The sequence below is a fragment of the uncultured Algimonas sp. genome, from assembly GCF_947498175.1.
Taxonomy (GTDB): Bacteria; Pseudomonadota; Alphaproteobacteria; order Caulobacterales; family Maricaulaceae; genus Litorimonas.
In genome coordinates this window covers 273,206-292,616 of sequence record NZ_CANMJB010000002.1, presented here as the reverse complement: position 1 = coordinate 292,616, position 19,411 = coordinate 273,206, and the positions used below count along the sequence as shown (strand labels likewise).

The window sequence follows — 19,411 nt, the reverse complement described above, 5'->3', positions numbered from 1 at the left end:
GTGGGGAAGATGATGGGAAAGCTGAAGACAGGCTTGCTGGCATGCGCCGCGATCGGTGCGGCCGGCCTGCCGGTTCTGGCGGGTTACGGTCAGGAACAGCCCCTGCGCGGCATGTTCCAATCGTCCGGTGCGAGCCAGGGCGTCTATCTATCATCCCAAAGCTGGCAGCGACAGCGCCTGCAAGGCGGCCATTACCAATATGCGCAATCCGGACCCCATTACGCTCCGGCGGCCGGACCGGTCGCGGGCCTCGGCCTGCGCGGCTACGGCGATGCGCACGCCGTCACCTATTCCCCGGCCGCCGCGCAATCCTTTTACCGCGACCGTAATCTCGATTTCGGCGGCTTCAACATACGTACGTCGGTGCGCAACAGCCGCGACATGCTGGATTGGCAGGAAAACACGACCGGGCGCACGCTAACCCTGCTGGTCAACCGTGCCAACGGCGTCTTGCAACCCAATTCGCTCTATCTGGGCGGCGCGGTCCAAGGTGCGTTCATGTACCAGAAGACCGAAGTGGACGGGCAGTTCCCCCTGCTCTCGCGCTTCCCCTTCTTCTCCAACCGCACGGACGACGAAGCCGGCGTATTCGCGATCAACCATGCCGCCCTGACATTCACCAGCACGTTCGGCGACTGGACGACCTTGTTCCTGCAACCCGAATATTCCGAGACGGAATATCCGCGCGAACAGGACGAATTCCAATTGCGCAAGGCCTTCGTCGTCTTCGGCAATCTGCAGCGCTCGCCCTTCTATGCCGCCTTCGGCCGCAAGACGATCGATTTCGGCAATTTCGACAGCTACAACGCGTTCACCAACAATGAAGGCCACCACTATTTCTGGGCCGTATCCGACCAGCCGGTCGGCGAAATCGGCTATTACAATCAGGGTTGGAAATTCGCCGCTTCGGCCTTTTCCGGCGGGCGCCAGCTGCGCGTCGCCCTGGCCGACGAGGAAAACAACATCGCCAACTATGCGGTCTCGGCCGAGAAGGAATTCCTCCTGCCGCGCGGCGGGGCGTTCACGGTCGGCGGCGGCTACCTGCACGACACGATCTATCGCGACAACTGGACGGCCCATACCTTCTTCGGCCGCTCGACCGGCAGGCCGCCGACCAACTTCATCCGCTATCGCAACAGCCTAGTGAACGGGTTCGCCGAGTATAACAGCCCCGTTTTCGACGCGATGGTCGAATATACGACGACCACGGAACCCTGGGCGGCCGCGATCCCCCAGACGGTGGACGGCGTCCCCTTCCCGCAATTCCTGGTCGATCCGGCCGAATCCACGACGGACCGGGACAACATCGCCTTTGACGAAAACCTCTCCGTCCTGGTGGCGCAGTTACGGATCAAACCGATCGTCAACGGTCGCCGCATGTCGATCGCGGCGTCCGGGTCCTGGGGCAATCTCAGCGACGATACGGGCAATGTGAGCCGACGCGGACAACGCACCACTTTCGCGGACAACGAACAGCATGCGCTCAGCGTGGAATATCCGCTCGGCGACTTCCTCGATATCGGCGCCGAATATGTCTACAATCGCGGCTTCATCCCCTTCGTCGCCCCGCAGCAGGTGTCGAACGACGAAACCGTCGCCCATGCGATCAATCTCGGTTTCAAGGCCCGGTTCTAGACCTTGCGTTCTGCTTCGGCGTTTCGAACATGGGACTGTTGAGCACCAAACACGTACCGCCCATATCGCCAAGGATGAGCTTCGCTTCGCCGCCAAGGCTGCGTGCATAAAGCGCAATGATGCGGCCGCCCAGCCCCTTGGCCGCGCGCCAGTCGAACCCGTCGGGCATGCCGCACCCCGAATCGGAAATGACAAGCCGGAGCCGGCCGTCATCTTGCTGCAAACCGACATGAATCATCCCGCCCTCGGGACAGTCCCGGAAGGCATGGCGTAGCGCATTGATGACGGCTTCCGTGACGATGAGACCCAGAGCCGTTGCGTGACGGGCGGGGAGTACGACATCGTCGATTTCATGCAGGAGCGTAATCCGTTCGCCGCCCAGATTATCGACCAGATCGACGGTCAGGGACTTCAGGAAAGGCCGGAGCGCAACGTGTCGCTCATTCGGGCCATCGCCCAGGTTTCGCAGGTTTTCATGCACGCGCCCGACGCTCATGATGCGCCGGGACGCAGCTTCCAGCGCGTCGCGCACAGAGCCGTTGTCGCTTTGGCGGGCCTGCAGGCTCAGCAGGCTGGAGACCGAAGCGAGCGAATTCTTGATGCGGTGGTCTGCCTCACGGCCCGGCAGATCGATCGGGCGCGTGGCGGAAACGGGTCTGGACAGACACAAGACGCGCTCGACCGTTCCGTCCTCCCCCCGCACGGGCGAGAGCTGGAACAACCAGTCACGATGGCTGCCGTCTTCGGAACGGATGCGCCGCTCGACCGCGCGCATCGTGCCGTTCAGGGCGGAGGCAAAGCTCTCGGACAAGGGATTCCGGCACGCGGCGGGATAGAGCTCCAGCCAATCCGTGCCCGCCATGATGTCGAGGGGGGCTAGCGTCTTCGGACAGCGTCCGTTGGCGGAAACGAAGGAGACGGTGCGGTCGCGCTCGATCAGCATGGCGCAGTCGGGATGGGCGTTCAGGACGGCAACAAGGGCGGATATGGAGGTCGACGACAGCGCCCCGTTCGGCGGCACCGCCGATCTGCTCTGCGCGGGCGAGGATACCGCATGCTCCGCGAAGCTCTCCGCAGTCGCTTGCCTGAACTCCATCGCCAATCCCCTCCGTGCCCCAAATGAAAAATAACACAGATGAAAGGATCAGAATTTGATCGAGGTTATGAATTGGCGACCCTGCGCGCCGGTTCAACCTTGGAGGACGCGCCGCGCTGCCGCGCGACCGCTTAGGAAAGCGCCCTCCACGCGTCCGCCCAGGCACCAATCTCCGGCCAGGAGAATGCCCGATGCGTCGTCGCTCAGGCAGTCCCGGCCGACACCGCCTTCGGCATAGGCGTAAAGCCAGCGGTGCAGGTCGATATGCGGCGCACCATCCAATGCGCGACCGCAAAGCGTGGAGGCCGTATCCAGCATGAGCGCGCGAACATGGTCCCGGTCACTCTCCACGTGAGCGTCCGACCAATCCGGAGCGGCGTGGACGACCAGGCTTGAAATGTCGGCGTTACGGCCCGGCTTGGCCTGGTTGCGCGCGATCCAGCTGACCGGCAAATCCGGCGCGCGTAGCGTGTCCCAGTCAGGATCGAACGGCTCCGGCCAGCCGACCATCAAGGCGAAACAGGCGTGCATGCGCACTCTGGCAAGATCGGCTTGCAGAGGCGAACCGTCGGGCAACAGCGCCGCCGCCTGCGGGGCGGGTGCCGTGCAGATCACGCGGTCGAACGGGCCTTCGGTCGCGCCGTCTTCGAATTGCAGTTGCAAGGCGCCCGCGCTTCCCTGGACGCTGGCGATACGGCGACCGAGACGGATGTCGAGTCCAGCGGCCAGAGCCTTGGGCAGGCTGTTCATGCGCGGTGCGCCGACCCAGCGCGGGCGGCCGGTATCGGGCCCGGCTCTGCCGGCCTTCATGTAGAAGCCGCGGCTGTCCCACAGCACGGCGGAGGCGTCCTGGCCGGCGGTGGCGACCGCCTCACGGAAAGCGGGATCGGTGATGGTGAAATATTGCGCGCCGTGGTCGAACTCGTACTCGCCTGCATAGCGCGTGCTCATGCGTCCGCCGACGCCCCGGCTCTTGTCGAACAGCACGACCTCATGGGCATCGCCAAGACGGCGGGCCGTCGCCAGACCGGCCATCCCGGCCCCGATGATCGCGATCTTCATGCCGCCCCCATGTCCATCGGTCATGATCCAGTCACGCGAAGTTAGCCGCCCGACACTTCGTCCAGACGCAGCGCGGACCGTCTCGTCTTGTTCCAGAAGCGGAAGAACCGGGTCATGTCGGTATCGTCCGGCACGACGGATAACGGTTCGTCATCCACGATCCGGACGTGTCCGGACAACCGTTCCGCCACGCCCCTTATGTAGGGATCGGGCGACGCGGCCAGAAATACGTCGTCCGCATCCAGGACGTCGGCCGGATCGCCCGGCACCAGCTCCACATCCATCTGCTGGAGGCACTCCAGGACGAAGACGCAGCGCTTCAGCGACCAGTCGCGGCGGGCGAGCTCCTCCGGATCCCATACATGGATGCGGCGCGCACCGTCGGGCGCCGCCGCGAAGACGGGATGCGCCATCGACAGCGCGTCGAAATGGACCCAGATCATGGCGCTCATCGTCGGCTCCCGCGGCGCGGGCGCGCCGGCTTTCGAGGTTCGGGCGGGTCGAGATTGGGGAACAGACGCAAATGCAGATCCTCGTAGCTGCCCGCCAGAACCACGTTGTGCTCATAGCGCGTATCCACCACGCCGTCCGCGAAGCGCTGCAGGTTTTCGAGGTTGAAGTAGTAGGGCTTGTTGGAAAAGGTCGAAGCGACCCATTGCCAGGATAAATTGTTCGACGCCGGATCGCCGTCCAATAGATGACGCAGGAAGAAACGCGCGCCCGCCTGCCACTTGACGCGCCGGAAATGGCAGACATAGGCCGCCAGATAGAGGCGGGCATGATTGTGCAGGCACCCCGTGGTCACCAGCTCCTCCACGAAAGCATCGATCGCCGCCACGCCGGTCGCCCCGGCCTTAATGTCGTCCGGCAAGGTGTCTGCATAGTCTTCGGGGCCGAAACCGGTTTTGTAGTCTTCCAGATCGTCCCAGATGCGCATGCCGTAATCGCCGTAGAGGCGCCGCCAATAGTCCCGCCAGGCGAGCTGCTGCACGAGCTTCTCCGCATCCGTCGGATGACCGACGGTGGCCAGCGCGGTGTCGCGCACGTCCGGCAGGGCGACAACGCCGTGGCGGATATAGGGACCGAGCAGCGTCACGGCGCCGTCCAGATGGTTGCGGGTGCGCGCATAGGCGACCGGGTCGATCGAGGCCATCCTGTCCATTGCGGCCTCGCGTCCGCCTTGAGTGGGGGAGACGAGCTGGTCATCCGCCCCCAGATGCGGGCTCAGGGCGCGCGCCAGGACCGCGAGGTCGCGGCGGTCGGCACAGGCCGAGAGAACGGACGCACCCTGTCTGTCGGTTTCAGTAGAGGCCATGGTTCCTGCTTACGCGTCAGCCGGGCGCGGGTTGCGCCGCTATGACCTTATGTCCCGGTTTATGAACCCATCCTTAGGACCTGGCTTCAAGGACTGGCAAGGCGGCAGGACGTTAAACGGGCGACATGTTGGGAAGTGGCATATTGAAAGGTGACAGGCGCGAATGCGGCGCTATGGGCGATCCATGGAATTCAATGCGCTCAGCCTCGATGTCGCCCTGGCTTTCCTGGACCGCTTCGGCGTGCTCGTCTTCGCCGTCTCCGGCGGGATCGTCGCGGTCCGCGCCAAGATGGACTGGCTCGGCATATTGGTCCTGTCCTTCCTGCCGGCACTGGGCGGCGGGACGCTGCGCGACCTGATTCTCGATGAACCCATCTTCTGGCTGACCGACACGACATCGCTGCTGATGGTCCTGCTCGGCGCAATCCTCGCCGCCCTGTTCACAACCCGCATGGAAATGTCCAAGCCGATCCGCTGGGCCGATGCGATCGGCCTGTCCCTGTTCGCAGTGGCCGGTACGGCCAAGGCATTGGGACTGGGACACAGCGTCACCATCGCGGTGATCATGGGCGGGGTGACGGCCTCGGCCGGGGGCTTGCTGCGCGATATCGTCGCCAACCGCGAACCGCTGCTGCTCAAACAGGACATCTACGCCACGGCGGCCCTGCTGGGCGGGTTGGGATACGCCGTGTCGTCGCGGGCCGGACTGTCGTTCGAAGTCTGCACCCTAGTCGGGTTTTCCATGGCCTTCGCCATACGCGGCTGCGCGATCCATTTCGGCTGGTCTCTGCCGCGACCGGACTAAAAGCCCTCCCCGGCCCGGTCAGTCCGCTAAGACGTAGAGCCACGCTCCGCGGCCGCTGGCGAGCGTCACGGCGACGCGCTCGTACTCGTCCACCTCATAGGCATCGGCACGGGCCAATTGCGCATCGCTCAATGTGAACACGGTCCCGCCCACCCTGTCATGCGGATCGCCTGTTCGGATCACGGCCGGATGGAAGCGTTCGCCGCTCAGCGCAAGCACGGCCGGATCGGTGATCTCGACCTGCGTCCGTGCGTAGCCGACCAAGGCGTCGGGCTCTGATACCAGCTCACGCCCGAACAGGTCGCGCTGCACGCGCAGGATCCGAAGCGTGCCGTATGAAAAGAGCCGGGGCATGAGGCTCGCCTAGCCGATCTCGCCCGATCGCCATACCCGCATCGCTATTGGCTCAGCCTATGGGCATTATCGAATATCGATATTTCGCATTGTTATTCGATATGTGTTATGCTTTAACGAGATGAAACGGTCTGTGACCGCGCTGAAGGGACCCATGATCATGCTCGAAATCCGCAACCTGACCAAACAGTTTGGCGATCTGAAAGCGCTCGACGATGTCTCGCTATCGCTCGGCCCGGGCCTATTCGGCCTGCTCGGCCCCAACGGCGCCGGGAAGTCGACGCTGATGCGCACCATCGCGACACTGCAGGAACCGAGCGCCGGGACGATCCACTACGGCGGCGTGGACATCACGGAAGATCCGGACGCGATCCGTTCGGTCTTGGGCTATCTGCCGCAGGATTTCGGCGTCTACCCGCGCATGAGCGCGCTGAACCTGCTCGATCATATCGCGGTTTTGAAAGGCCTGACGGACAAGGCGGCCCGCAAGGAACAGGTCGAGACGCTGCTCAACATGGTCAATCTCTGGACCCACCGCACGGCCAGCGTGGCCAGCTATTCGGGCGGCATGCGGCAACGCTTCGGCGTGGCGCAGGCCCTGCTCGGCGATCCGCAGCTCATCATCGTGGACGAACCGACGGCGGGTCTCGACCCGCTGGAGCGCCAGCGCTTCCTCGACATCCTGTCGCGCGCCGGCGACGACAAGATCATCATCCTGTCCACTCACATCATCGAGGATGTGCGCGATCTCTGCACCGACATGGGCGTGATGGGCGACGGCCGCCTGATCGTGCGCGGCGAACCCGAAACGCTGGTCGAGGAGATCGACGGCCGGGTCTGGATCCGCCCCTTCGACACAGACGAGGAGGTGGAGCGCGTCAAGGCAACCCTGCCGGTCCTGTCAACGCGCCGCCTGCGCGGAACGAGCTTCGTCGCGGTCCTGTCCGACGGTAGCCCCGGCCCAGGCTGGGAGCGGCGCGATACCCTGTTGGAAGACGCCTATTTCGCCCACCTCAACGGCCTGATGAACGAAGGTGTGCGCCGTGCTGCGTAATCTTCTCGCCTTCGAGGCGAAACTCCAGTTCCGCCAGATCGGTTTCTGGGTCACGATCGGCATTCTGGTCCTCATCGGCGTACTGGCCGGATCGTCGGACTCCCTTACGATCGGCGTGGAGGGCGGCGAGCGGATCAAGACCAACAGCCCGTGGGTCATCGCCACTTTCGTCTCGACGATGAGCGTGCTGACCATCTTCTTCGCGGCCGTTTTCGTCGTCACCGGCATGATGCGGGACGATCTGCACAAGTCGCTGGAAATCATCCACGCCACGCCCGTTTCCACCGCATCTATGATATCCAGCCGGATGCTGATCGTCTGGCTGACGACAGTCCTTTGCGCGGTCGCGGCCGTCGTCGGTTACGCGTTGGGCCAGTTCATGCCTTGGGTGGATGCGGAGAAGTACCAAGCGTTCAACCTTCTGCACTATCTGCAGCCGACATTCCTGTTCATCGTCGTCAACGCCTTGCTGGTCACAGGCTTCTACACGCTGGTCGCCATGGCGACGCGCAACCGCGCCATCGTCTATGTCAGCGCCGTCGGCCTGTTCATCGTGTCGATCACCATCTCGGCCATCCTCACGACACAAGCCCCGGACTGGGCGCGCGCCTTGCTGGAGCCGTTCGGCGGCGATGGCTTCTTGGTCGAAACGGAATTCTGGCCAGCCGCGGAAAAAAACACGCGCTTGGTCCCCGTGGATAATTGGTTCGGCGTCAACCGACTGCTGGCCACGATCATCGGACTGGGGCTGTTTGCGCTCAGCTTCGTGCTGTCCAAACGCGGCATCGTCGACCGCGGCACCAAGCGCCGCAACGATGTGCCGGCCGGCATTCCGCCGATGCGCGTCGACCCCGTGTCCCCACGGCTCGGCTTCGGACACATGATGGCCTCGATCGGACGTCGGTCCTGGTTCGAATTCACCGCGACGATGAAGAGCGTGGCGATCATCATCCTGGTCAGCCTGGCCGTGGTGATCTTCGGCATCAACATGGTCTTCGGCGACATGTTCAACCCAAGCCCGACGCTGCAAACCTCCAGCACCGTCGTCAACCTGGCGCTTGGATCCTTCACCCTGTCGATCATCATCGTCATGGTTTTCTTCGGCAGCGACATCGTCTGGCGCGACCGCACGGCGGGCATGCACGGCATCATCGACGCCACGCCCGTCAAGAGCACCGCCTTGCTGATCGCCAAGTGGAGCGCTCTTGCGTTGCTCCTGCTCAGCCTGATTGCGATCGGCCTGGTGATGGCGTTCGCCACGCAGCTTTTCTTCGGCGAGACCGGTGTGGTGCCACGCACCTATCTGGCGCTCGGCATCATGAATTTCTTCATCGTCTTTTTCTTCCAGGGCATGCTGGTCATGTTTGTCCAGAACTTCATGCCGGGCCGCGTCATCGGCATGCTGGTCAGTGCTGGCGTCCTGATCGGCCTGGCCGTCGGCCTGCCGCAACTGCCCTTCTACCATCCGCTCATGGGGTTCGGCTCTGCGTCACCTGGCCAATTCTCCGAAATGTCGGGGTTCTCGAACATGAAGAGCTTCGTCTGGGAATTCGGCTACTGGTTCAGCCTGATCGTCCTGCTGGCCGTGCTGTCGATCTGGCTCTGGCGTCGCGGCTTGCAAGCCGGGTTGCTGCACCGTCTGCGCAGCATGGGCAGCCGCCTGACGCCTGTTACCGGCGCGGTCGCCGCCCTGTCGCTCGCCGCCTTCATCGGTCTCGGCTTTCTCGGATATCAGGACTATGTGGCGCGCGACTACATGAACTCCGATCAACGGGAAGCCCATCTGGCGGAATTCGAACGCCTTGTTGGCGACAGTTATGATCGCGACCTGCCCCGCATCACGACCGTATCGGTCGACGCCGACTTCGACCCAGGCGCCCGCACGGCCGAATTCGAAGGCCGCTACACGATCGACAATCCCTATGACCGCGCGATCGAGCGGGTGCATGTCTCTTCCGGACGCGAGCTCGAGGATGTCCTGCTGCTGGAGATCGAAGGCGCCACACCAATCGAGGGCGACGATCTCGTCGACACGCTGAGAGCCGAATACGATGTCACGGAATTCCGTTTCGATCCGCCATTGGCGCCCGGGGAAAGCCGCGACGTTCGGTTCCGCACGCGCTACACCGCCCCGACCATAACCAGTGGCAGTGCCATTGCGGCCAACGGCACATTCGTGGACAACGCCTCCGCCCTGATCCGCTTCGGCGGGCTGGAGAATGCCTTTCTGAACAATCCGGACACCCGCCGCAAATACGATCTCGGCGAGCGTCTGGAGTGGCCCGAACGCGACGACGAAGCCGCACGGCGCTACCACTTGCTGACCTCGTTCTCCGGCTATAGCGATTATGTCGATTTCGACGCCCGGATCTGCACCGACCCGTCGCAGATCCCCGTCGCGCCCGGCAAGCTGGTTCGCGAATATGAAGAAGACGGCAAGCGCTGCCGCGAATACCGGGCTATCAACCCGATCCACAACTTCTTCAGCTTCCTGACGGCCGACTACGCCAAGGCCGAGGATATGTGGGACAATCCGGATCCGTCCGGAGCGGACGTCGCGCTGGAGATCTACTATCATCCCGAACATGATTACAATGTCGATCTGATGATGGAGGCGATGCAGACATCCTTCGACGTCTACACCGAGAAGTTCAGCCCCTATCAGTATGCGCAGCTGCGCATCATGGAGTTCCCCTACAGAGCCTTCGCGCAGGCTTTCGCCGGAACGGTGCCGTTTTCGGAAAATATCGGCTTCGTGCAAGATCCGGGTAGCCGCGACGATCCCAAGACGGTCGATTTCGCCAGCTACATCACCATGCACGAAATCGGGCACATGTGGTTCGCCCACCAAGTCGTCGGCGCCTATGCCAAAGGCTCGAACCTGTTGTCAGAGGGGCTGACCGAGTATGCGACCATGCTCGCCTATGAAGAAGCGTTCGGTTTTCCGGCAGCGCGGCGCATGCACGAGGTGCGTGCCACCCAGCGCTATCTCATGGACCGCACGACTGACCGCGACGACGAACCCGTCCTCGCCGAGGCCGAAGGCCAAAGCTATCTGGACTACAACAAAGCCAGCTGGGTCTTTTGGGGTATGCGCGGCATCATGGGAGACGACGCCGTGTTGCGCGCCGTGCGCCGCTTCCTGCTGGAACATCATTCCAGCCAAGGTGCGCCCTATCCGACGACGCTCGAACTGATCGAGAAGTTCCGCGAGGAGATCGATCCGCGCTATCACGGCCTCATCGAGGACTATTGGAACGCGATCACCTTCTGGGAGCTGTCCTTCGACGGCGATCCCGTCGTCACGCCCCTCTCCGATGGCCGTTACGAGATTGCCCTGCCGATCGAGCTCGACAAGAAATATGCAAGTGAGGAAGACGGCGCGGAAACGTCCGTGTCGGAAATCGACGATGCGTCGCTCGACGAATGGATCGTGGTCGGCGTCTATGGCGAAGACCCGAAGGACGACCTCGGCGCGCAACCGATGCACCAGGAAACCGTGCGCCTCGATAAAGCGCAGCATACCGTCACGATCACGGTGGACGAACGGCCGAGCCATGTCGTGCTGGATCCGCACCGCTACCTGATCGAGCGCAACATTGGCGACAATGTCACGGCGTTGGATGTGCCAGGCGCGGACCAAACCGAAAGCTGAACCGAGGCGTCTTCCTTCGCGGCCCCGAACGCGCGTAAGAGACCCCTTCCATACCGCCGGGGTCTCTCGGCGTGGGCCTCAAGAACATCGCGCACCGGTTCCGGAGCTTCGTGCAACTGGCATCCAGCGAATTTCCGACGAGACTCGCAAAAGCGATTTAGAGCCTAGCGAGGCTGATTTTTGCCTGGCCGCCAACCGATGCCGATCGATTGGAACGGTATGCGATGATGGAAGTTGATTCCGCCGCCTTTCTTGGAACGGAAGCATTCCGGGTCCCGTTGCACCTGTCCCAGCAACAGGAGATCCCTTTTTTCATGAATGATTTGAACACTGCCCATCTGACAGCCAAATTCGAAGACCCCATTGTCCGCATGACCGTCAACGGTCCGATCAGCGAGACCGAGAGCACCGCCGCTCTGGAGTGGTTCAAGCAACTCGGCGAAAGCCAGGACGAATACCAACTCTATCTCGAACTGGCGAAAATGGATTTCCCCGATCTGGGATCCATCCGCAATAGTTTCCTGTCTCTCGCCAACATCATGCGCGGGCTCGAAGATTGCGGGAAATGCGCTGTCGTCACCGACAGCCCGTTCCTGCGCTCGACCGCCAAGATCGAAGGAACGGCCATCCCGCAAATGGAAGTGGACAGTTTCGGCATCGTCGAACTAGCCGAAGCCGAGACCTGGCTGGAAGCCGCGTAAAGCTCAGCGATATGACAGAAGGCCCGGCCGCAGTGCCGGGTTTTTTTTTGCCTCCCAAGACATCATGGTTCCGTCCCCGGCAGGGCGCGGATATTCGTGCGCTCTTCTTGCGAGACTCTGATCCGGGACGGAAAAAATCAAACCCGTCAACAAGGGCGGAACGCGGCGAAAGCGGCCTTGCGGTTAAAGCTTTCCCTGGAAGTCGTCGGCGCTGTGCCGTTCGGCGATCCCTTTGTCGTCCCACGTCCGGTTCACGAGTTGCCCGCGCCGGAAGGCTGGGCGCTGGGACAGCTGTTTGGCCCAGCGCTGCACGTTCTCGTATGTTTCGACCTGCAGGAAGTCCGCCGCCTCGTAAAGCAGTCCTCGCGCCATGCCTCCATACCAGGGATAGATGGCGAAATCGGCGATCGTCAGATCGTCGCCGGAGATGAATTCATACGTCGCCAAGCGTTTGTCCAGCACGTCCATCTGGCGCTTCGTCTCCATGGCGAAGCGGTCGATGGCGTATTGGATCTTGACCGGGGCATAGGCATAGAAATGACCGAACCCGCCGCCCAGATAGGGCGCGCTACCGACCTGCCAGAACAGCCAGGACAGGCATTCCGCCCGCGCCGCGCGGTCGCTCGGCAGGAACGCGCCGAATTTTTCCGCCAGGTAGGTGAGGATCGCGCCGGACTCGAAGACGCGCAAATGGGGATCTTCCGAATGGTCCATCAAGGCGGGGATCTTGCTGTTGGGATTGACCTCCACGAACCCGGAGGAGAACTGATCCCCCTCCCCGATATTGATCAGCCAGGCATCGTATTCCGCCCCGGGATGACCGGCGGCGAGCAGCTCCTCCAGCATGATCGTGACTTTCACTCCGTTAGGCGTGCCGAGCGAATAGAGCTGCAGCGGATGATCGCCGACCGGCCGGTCCTTCTCATGGGTCGCACCACTGATCGGGCGGTTGATGTTGGCGAAGCGTCCGCCGCTTTCCTTGTCCCAGCTCCAGCTTGCGGGCGGGGTCCAGTCTGAAAGTGTCTGATCGGTCATGGAGCGCGAGTAACGGACGGGCATCGGCAGGGAAAGTCACGTCGGCGAGAGCCGAGGCGTGATTTCGCCCACAAAAAAGCCGTCATCCGGGGACGGTCCGGATGACGGCTTTCGTATCAAACGGCCGGGCTCCTCCTTGAGGGTTGCCCAGACGCTCAATCTCATTTGTGTTTACGCAGCGCGTTTCATATCGGTTTTGAAGCTGCGTTCGTGACGGCCTTCCTTGATCTCTTCGACCAACTTCTTGTTGAAGGCGGGAATGTCGCTAGGTTTGCGGCTTGTAACAATGCCATTGTCGGTGACGGTCTCGCTATCGAACCAGTTCGCCCCGGCATTGCGCATATCCGTCTTGATCGAAGGATAGGACGTCATGTTGAGTCCCTGGACGATATCGGCTTCGGCGAGCAACCACGGACCGTGGCAGATCGCGCCGATCGTCCTACCGCTTTCTGCGAAGTCACGCACGATTTTCACGGCATCGTCCTGTTGGCGCAGCGTGTCGGGGTTTTTCAAACCGCCCGGAATGATAAGGGCGTCGTATTCACCGACCTTGACGTCGCTGAAAGTGAGCTCCGGCGTATATTCGCGCCGTTCCTGGCTATCGGCCTTGATCGGCTCGGTCGTCATCGAAGCGACATGAACCGTCGCGCCTTCGTTGCGCATGTGGTCCATCAGCTCGAAGAATTCTTCCTGCTGGAAGCCGTCGGCGGCGATGATGAGAATGGTCTTTTCGTTTAAATTCGTCATGGTACTCCTGGGTCGTCTATTTCAACCGCGGCGCACAGCCTTTCGGAAATGCGCTATTGTCGTCGCGGCGAGCCATAAAATGCGCTCGTCTTGCCAGATCAATGGTCAGAACGGCCAAGTGTTCCGAAAAATACTGATTAAACAGCAGCCTATCAAACTCAATTAATCTTTCCGGTCATGTTGCGGAAGCACCTATTGTCCGGACTGTTCCGCGTACCCGTCATGGAGGGCCCAGCCGTGCGGTGCGACGATCGTGAAGCCGTGCCGGCCGTCCGGCGGCAGCGGCGTCCCGGCGTCCCGGCGTCCCGGCGTCCCGCCCGATGCGCCAGCTCTGGCCGATCTCCAAGCGGCGCCGCAAAGGGCCGCTTGCGGTCATTGCCAGCCCGCGCGCGAAGCCGCATAGCCTTGGCCATGAAAACCGATGCCGCTCCTGCGCCGACTCGCCTGTCCGACTATGTGCCGTACAATTTCGACCTTGCGAGCGCACATTTGGATTTCGGGCTCGATCCCAAACGCACCCGAGTTCGGTCCACGCTGCAGCTGACGCGTACCGCGCCTGGGCCGCTCGTGCTGGATGGGGAGGCCATCGACCTGGTTTCCGTCCAGATCGACGGACGGTCGCTCAAGCGCACGGAATACCGCCTGACCCAGGACAAGTTGATCCTGGAAGACGTGCCGGACGCGTTTTCCCTGACCGTCGAGACCGTCTGCGATCCCAGCGCCAATACGACCCTGATGGGCCTTTACGTCTCCGGCGGGCGGTTCTGCACCCAGTGCGAGGCGGAAGGCTTCCGCCGCATCACCTACTATCCCGACCGGCCCGACGTGATGAGCGTCTTCACCGTGCGGATCGAAGCCGACAAGACGGCCTATCCGACGCTGCTGGCCAACGGCAATCTGATCGAGTCGGGCGAAACAGAAAACGGGCGCCACTACGCCGTCTGGCACGACCCCTTCCCCAAGCCCTGCTATCTTTTCGCCCTGGTCGCGGGCGAGTTCGACCGGCTGGACTATAGTTTCACCACGATGAGCGGGCGCGACATCCCGCTGGAGATCTACGTCGATCCGGGCGACGCGCCCAAGGCGGCCTACGCCATGGACAGCCTCAAGCGCGCCATGGCGTGGGATGAACGTGCGTTCGGACGCGAATACGACCTGGACCGGTTCATGATCGTCGCCGTGCGGGACTTCAATTTCGGCGCGATGGAGAACAAGGGGCTGAACATCTTCAACTCCGCCCTGTTGCTGGCGGACGGCGAAACCGCGACCGACCTGAATTTCGAGCGCATCGAGTCCGTCGTCGCGCACGAATATTTCCATAATTGGACCGGCAACCGCATCACCTGCCGCGACTGGTTCCAGCTTTGCCTGAAAGAAGGTTTCACCGTCTTCCGCGACCAGGAGTTCTCCGCCGATCAGCGGGGCGCGGCGGTGCAGCGCATCAAGGACGTGCGCGCCCTGCGCGCGCGCCAGTTCGCCGAAGACAATGGCCCCCTCGCCCATCCGGTGCGCCCGACCGAATATCTCAAGATCGACAATTTCTACACGGCCACCATCTACGAAAAGGGCGCGGAGCTGATCCGCATGCTCAAGGCGTGGCTGGGCGACGAGATGTTCCGCAAAGGCTGCGACGTCTATTTCGACCGGCTCGACGGCACGGCGGCGACCGTCGAACAGTTCCTGGCCTGTTTCGAAGAGGCATCCGGCGAGGAAATGAGCCAGTTCATGCAATGGTACCGCCAGGCTGGGACGCCGCGCCTGACCGTGCGCCGTCACCAGACGCCGACCACGCCCGTCATCAGCCAGGTCGTCTCCTTCCATCAGGACACGCCGCCCACGCCCGGGCAGGCGCACAAGGAGCCGCTGCTCATCCCGGTCCGTTGGCAGGCCATAGGCGATGACGGCCCGCTCATGGAGTCGCAGCTGACCGTCATGACGACGGCGGACGAAGACGTGTCCTATCCGCGTTTCGACGTGCCGCATTCGCTGTCGGTCCTGCAGGGCTTTTCCGCGCCGGTGATCCTGAAATCGGATGCTTCGACGGCCGACCTGGTCCGCCTGATGGGCAACGACCCGGACGCCTTCAACCGCTGGGAAGCCGGGCAGACCCTGGCCCGCCGCCTGCTGACGGATTTCGCCAAAGCGCTGGAATCCGGCGCGATGCCCGACAGCGATACGGCGCTGCGCGACTATGTCCGTGCGCTCGGCAAGACGCTCGCGAACCCGGACTTCGACAACGCGTTCAAGGCGCTGGTGCTGACGCCGCCGGGCGCCATGGAAGTGCTGATGGCGGCCGCGCCGGTCGATCCCATCGCCGTGTACGAAGCGGGCAACTGGCTGTCCCGCGCCGTCGCGGACGGCCTGCGCGACGATCTGGTCGCGACCTACAAGGCGATGCGCGCCGACGGCGCCTTCTCTCCCGATGCGCACGCTGCGGGACGACGCGCGCTGAGGGGCCGCTGCCTGGCGCTGCTCGCCGCGCGGTTCGACCCGCTCGCCGCGCCACTCGCCACGCAGCAGCTGGACGAAGCCACCAACATGACGGACGAAATGAACGCGCTCGTCATTCTGTCGCGCCTTGGCGGCCAGCGCGTGGAACAGAATATGGAAGCCTTTTTCGCACGCTGGAAGGACAAACCCCTCGTGCTCGACAAATGGTATTCCGTCCAGGCGATGCGCCATCATGCAGACGGCATTCACGCCATCACGCGCCTGGCCGAAACCCCCACATATGAGCGCAGCAATCCCAACCGGGTGCGCGCCCTGGTTGGCGGGTTCTCGATGGGCAATGCCAAGCTGTTCCACAAGATCGACGGGTCGGGCTACCGCTTCTTCGCCGACCAGGTGCTGGACATGGACGACCGCAACCCGTCCGTCGCCGCACGCCTGCTCGGCGCCTTCGAAATCTGGCGCAAGCTGGATGCGAAGCGCCAGGCCCTCATCCGCGCCGAGCTGGAGCGCATCGTCGCCGCCGAGCCGAGCAAGAACGTGCTGGAAATTGCACAACGGACGCTGGGGTGATAGGTCAGGGTCGACGATAGCCAATTCCGGGAGATGCCCCATGTCGAAGTCGAAATGGTCCAAGAAGATCTATAGCAACAAAGATCTTGCGATCATGGGGCTGATCTTCGCCTTCTTCTTCCATTACAGCGTCCCTTTGGTTGATGGCGTCATCGCGGGCGTGACGGAGGCGATCGCGGAGTTCTAGGGATCGCGACCGCCCGCCAAGGGTTCGGCCGCTTGCCGGTCACGATGACGGAGTCCGGCTCGCCCGGCGATTGCCGCTTGTCTCTTTGCAGAGGCGATGAGCTTTCATGCCGATCAGACACTTGCGGGACATGTCCATGACCAAAGCGCAAACACCTTTCATCGCCGCGCGCCTCAAGGCCGGGCTCCGGCTGCTGCTGGTCTGGGCGGTTGTCGGCGCAGCCGGTCCGGCGTCGGCGCAGTCCGGCACGGACGATGTCACGGTCATGGTGCTGGGCACCTACCATTTCTCCAATCCCGGACGGGATCTGAACAATCTGGAGGCCGAGGACGTTCTGGCGCCAAAGCGGCAGGCGGAACTTGCAATCTTGGCGGACGTCCTGGCCGAATTCGAGCCGACCGCCATCGCGGTGGAGCGTGTCGCCGAGCCGCCTTATGACGATCCGGTCTGGGCCGAGTACGAGCCGTCCAAACTGTCGAGCGTGCGCAACGAGCGTATCCAAATCGGCCATCGCCTGGCGGCCCTGACCGGCATCGAACGGGTTTATGCCGTCGACGAGCAACCTGTGGACGGCGAACCCGACTATTTTCCCTACGGCCCTTTGTCGGAATTCGCCAAGGACGCGGATCGCGAGGCCGAACTGTCGGCCCTGTCGAACTGGGACGGCTTCAATGCGGAATTCGAGGCCTTGCAGAAAACCGGCACGATACCGGCCCTGCTGATGCTGATGAACGGCCCGGCCTTCACTGACGATTTCTACTGGAACGCCATCAAGCTCGGCGCGGGCGAGCGACAACCCGGGCCCGAGCTGGCCGCCTATTGGTTCCTGCGCAACGCCAAGATCGTCAACAAGCTGGTGCAGGTCGCGGAGCCGGGCGACCGCATCGTCATGGTCTACGGCGCGGGTCACGGGCACTGGCTGCGGCACATCATCGAGGAGATGGACGGCTACCGGCTGGAGCCGGTGCTGCCCTATCTGCAACGCGCGGACCGGCTAAGCCGCGAATAGCTCCTCAGGGCTTATCGCAGCTGTCCACGCGGTCCGGCCGACCGGTCCGGTTCATTTCCGTGACCCAGCAGCGGTCATAGACCGAGCAATAGCAGGCGGTTATCGTCAGATCATCCCAGACCGACGTGGCCGTCGATGCCGCCGCCCTTGCCGCCCCGTCTCGAACCGGATCCCAATCCACTTCGAACATCAGCAATGTTTCGCCGCCACCCAGGATCTGCCCTTCGAGTCTCGATGTCCAGAACGCTGCGTCACCGGCGGTGTCGGCGATAAGAGGACGGAGCGCTTCGATGCTCTGGAGAGACTGGCCGTTCCAGCGAATGTCGGCCTTGTCGATGAAGGCCGGGCCGACGCCGACATTCGAGACGTTGATCCGGAAACTGCGGTCGGACGCATCGTTCATGAAGGGCGTCGCGATCTTGATGATCGGCAGGACTGCGGCCGCCTGTTGGCGCCGCACGCTGTTGGCCTCGTCCCATGCTACGAAGAGCGAGGCGACCGCCACGACCATGGCGCTGATCGACCCGACGGTCTGGAACTTCGGGAAGCGGAAGCGGGCTTTCCGTGTCATGGTTCGCGTCTCCCCATCGAGCCTGTCCGGCGATCTGCACCACCGGACCTCGCCTCTGTCCGTCGCCGCCCTCATTGCCATGTGAAGGGCAAAACGATAGGAAAAGCAACATCCGCTTTTCCGATCTGACGGAGCACGACCGATGAAATCTCTGAATGCGATCTGGAAGACGTTCAGCAAAAAAGGCTTCGTCATCGGCCTGGCGGTGTACGGCTTCCTTTCACTGTACGGCGAAGCCTTCCTGGATGGCTTTGTCACCGGAATGGCGGCGCTCTGACCGCCCTTCGCCTACGACCCGGCCGGCATCTATACCGTTCACCACATTTTAGCCTCTTCCGGTCAACAGTGCCGGAATGCCCGAACGTTCCAATGTGCTGACCGCTGCGGGCTTTCGGGCCCATGTGTCCGAACAGCTTTATACCGTGATGCGCCAGCCCATTGTCGATCTCGGTGATGGCCATGTGCATCATTACGAATGGCTGGTCCGGTTCCAGGGACAAGGCACGCCGGGGGTGTTGCGCCCGGCGGAGATTTCGGGCGTCATCCGCGATCTCGACCTGTCCATGCTGGCCCAGGCCATCCTCGTCCTGAACGCCGACCCCAGCGGTCCCGGCATCGCCATCAACCTGTCGGGGGCGTCCGTGGACCGAGAGACGTTCATGCCGTCCGTCATGGCCTGCCTGACGGCGCTGACGGCCGATCCGTCGCGACTGTTGATCGAATTGACCGAAAGCTGGGACATGGACCGGCTGGACCTGGCCGAAAGCCTGTTGTCCGAACTGATCAAACGCGGCCATCCCGTCTGCCTGGACGATGTGGGCGCTGGTGCCGCCTCGATCCGTTACTTGCGCGCCCTGCCCGCCAGCTGGCTGAAGATCGACGGCGGGTTCGTCGCCGCCGCCAGCGCGAATGCGCGCGATCTGGCGATCCTGAAAGCGCTATTGTCCCTGCGCGAACCGCTCGGCGTGCGTTTCATCGCCGAAGGCATCGAGACGCAGAACCTGCTCGATTTCGTCAGCGCATTGGGCATCGATGCGGCGCAGGGCTACGCCATCGGCGCACCGGAGATCGAAAGCCGCATCTGAGCGCGTCGCATTTGAGCCGTCGGTTGCGGCGCCCGGCCGCCGGACTTACCGGACTGTTAACCTTGTTTTGGTTCGACAG

At 62.8% G+C, this 19,411-nt stretch carries 18 protein-coding genes; 10 read left to right on the top strand and 8 right to left on the bottom strand.

What is annotated here, in order from left to right; genetic code table 11:
- The first annotated feature begins 9 nt into the window (after positions 1-9).
- Complete coding sequence (locus Q0718_RS03890) at positions 10-1,635, top strand: hypothetical protein (RefSeq protein ID WP_298913719.1); 1,626 nt, start codon at positions 10-12, stop codon at positions 1,633-1,635.
- Here the strand turns inward: Q0718_RS03890 and Q0718_RS03885 are convergent.
- The 4 genes from Q0718_RS03885 to Q0718_RS03870 form a co-directional block, all read right to left on the bottom strand.
- On the bottom strand, positions 1,619-2,731 hold the full coding sequence (locus Q0718_RS03885) for a PAS domain-containing sensor histidine kinase (protein WP_298913716.1): 1,113 nt from the start codon (positions 2,729-2,731) through the stop codon (positions 1,619-1,621). The genes Q0718_RS03890 and Q0718_RS03885 overlap by 17 nt on opposite strands.
- Before the next feature lie 93 nt (positions 2,732-2,824).
- Positions 2,825-3,793, bottom strand: coding sequence for an FAD-dependent oxidoreductase (locus tag Q0718_RS03880; RefSeq protein ID WP_298913713.1), 969 nt, complete (start codon positions 3,791-3,793; stop codon positions 2,825-2,827).
- Positions 3,794-3,834: 41 nt separating this feature from the next.
- Positions 3,835-4,245, bottom strand: coding sequence for a hypothetical protein (locus Q0718_RS03875; RefSeq protein WP_298913710.1), 411 nt, complete (start codon positions 4,243-4,245; stop codon positions 3,835-3,837).
- Positions 4,242-5,108: an FAD-binding domain-containing protein gene (locus Q0718_RS03870; protein ID WP_298913707.1), complete on the bottom strand. Its 867-nt coding sequence runs from the start codon at positions 5,106-5,108 to the stop codon at positions 4,242-4,244. The genes Q0718_RS03875 and Q0718_RS03870 overlap by 4 nt, the downstream gene beginning before the upstream one ends.
- Before the next feature lie 184 nt (positions 5,109-5,292).
- Between Q0718_RS03870 and Q0718_RS03865 the strand changes: the two genes are divergently transcribed.
- On the top strand, positions 5,293-5,913 hold the full coding sequence (locus Q0718_RS03865) for a trimeric intracellular cation channel family protein (protein WP_298913705.1): 621 nt from the start codon (positions 5,293-5,295) through the stop codon (positions 5,911-5,913).
- Between the two features lie 18 nt (positions 5,914-5,931).
- Here Q0718_RS03865 and Q0718_RS03860 read toward each other — a convergent pair whose 3' ends face one another.
- Positions 5,932-6,267, bottom strand: a complete 336-nt coding sequence (locus tag Q0718_RS03860) for a gamma-glutamylcyclotransferase family protein (RefSeq protein ID WP_298913702.1) — start codon at positions 6,265-6,267, stop codon at positions 5,932-5,934.
- A 160-nt stretch (positions 6,268-6,427) separates the two neighbouring features.
- Between Q0718_RS03860 and Q0718_RS03855 the strand changes: the two genes are divergently transcribed.
- The 3 genes from Q0718_RS03855 (at position 6,428) to Q0718_RS03845 (ending at position 11,677) form a co-directional block, all read left to right on the top strand.
- Positions 6,428-7,321 carry an ATP-binding cassette domain-containing protein gene (locus Q0718_RS03855; RefSeq protein WP_366523820.1) on the top strand — a complete coding sequence of 298 codons (894 nt, stop codon included), beginning with the start codon at positions 6,428-6,430 and terminating at the stop codon, positions 7,319-7,321.
- Entirely contained in the window at positions 7,311-10,976 is a 3,666-nt protein-coding gene (locus tag Q0718_RS03850; RefSeq protein ID WP_298913696.1) for a hypothetical protein, read from the top strand. The genes Q0718_RS03855 and Q0718_RS03850 overlap by 11 nt, the downstream gene beginning before the upstream one ends.
- A 314-nt stretch (positions 10,977-11,290) precedes the next feature.
- Positions 11,291-11,677 (top strand): STAS/SEC14 domain-containing protein, encoded by a 387-nt coding sequence (locus tag Q0718_RS03845; protein WP_298913693.1) that lies wholly within the window; start codon positions 11,291-11,293, stop codon positions 11,675-11,677.
- Between the two features lie 183 nt (positions 11,678-11,860).
- Here the strand turns inward: Q0718_RS03845 and yghU are convergent, their stop codons facing one another.
- Together yghU and Q0718_RS03835 are read right to left on the bottom strand one after the other, a co-directional pair.
- Positions 11,861-12,712 carry a glutathione-dependent disulfide-bond oxidoreductase gene (gene yghU / locus Q0718_RS03840; protein WP_298913690.1) on the bottom strand — a complete coding sequence of 284 codons (852 nt, stop codon included), beginning with the start codon at positions 12,710-12,712 and terminating at the stop codon, positions 11,861-11,863.
- A 171-nt stretch (positions 12,713-12,883) separates the two neighbouring features.
- A complete protein-coding gene (locus Q0718_RS03835) occupies positions 12,884-13,459 on the bottom strand; it encodes a type 1 glutamine amidotransferase domain-containing protein (protein WP_298913688.1) in 576 nt (191 codons plus the stop codon).
- Positions 13,460-13,870: 411 nt separating this feature from the next.
- On the opposite strand from Q0718_RS03835, the gene pepN reads away from it, so the two are divergent.
- From pepN to Q0718_RS03820, 3 genes are all read left to right on the top strand, one after another.
- Positions 13,871-16,480: an aminopeptidase N gene (gene pepN / locus Q0718_RS03830; protein WP_298913685.1), complete on the top strand. Its 2,610-nt coding sequence runs from the start codon at positions 13,871-13,873 to the stop codon at positions 16,478-16,480.
- 40 nt (positions 16,481-16,520) lie between these two features.
- Positions 16,521-16,667 (top strand): hypothetical protein, encoded by a 147-nt coding sequence (locus Q0718_RS03825; protein ID WP_298913682.1) that lies wholly within the window; start codon positions 16,521-16,523, stop codon positions 16,665-16,667.
- Positions 16,668-16,803: 136 nt separating this feature from the next.
- Positions 16,804-17,676 (top strand): DUF5694 domain-containing protein, encoded by an 873-nt coding sequence (locus tag Q0718_RS03820; RefSeq protein WP_298913679.1) that lies wholly within the window; start codon positions 16,804-16,806, stop codon positions 17,674-17,676.
- A 4-nt stretch (positions 17,677-17,680) separates the two neighbouring features.
- On the opposite strand, the gene Q0718_RS03815 is transcribed toward Q0718_RS03820, so the two are convergent.
- Entirely contained in the window at positions 17,681-18,247 is a 567-nt protein-coding gene (locus Q0718_RS03815) for a hypothetical protein (RefSeq protein ID WP_298913677.1), read from the bottom strand.
- A 142-nt stretch (positions 18,248-18,389) separates the two neighbouring features.
- Here Q0718_RS03815 and Q0718_RS03810 point away from each other — a divergent pair, with 142 nt between their 5' ends.
- Positions 18,390-18,524, top strand: coding sequence for a hypothetical protein (locus tag Q0718_RS03810; protein WP_298913675.1), 135 nt, complete (start codon positions 18,390-18,392; stop codon positions 18,522-18,524).
- 76 nt (positions 18,525-18,600) lie between these two features.
- Positions 18,601-19,332 (top strand): EAL domain-containing protein, encoded by a 732-nt coding sequence (locus Q0718_RS03805; RefSeq protein WP_298913672.1) that lies wholly within the window; start codon positions 18,601-18,603, stop codon positions 19,330-19,332.
- Positions 19,333-19,411: the final 79 nt, after the last annotated feature.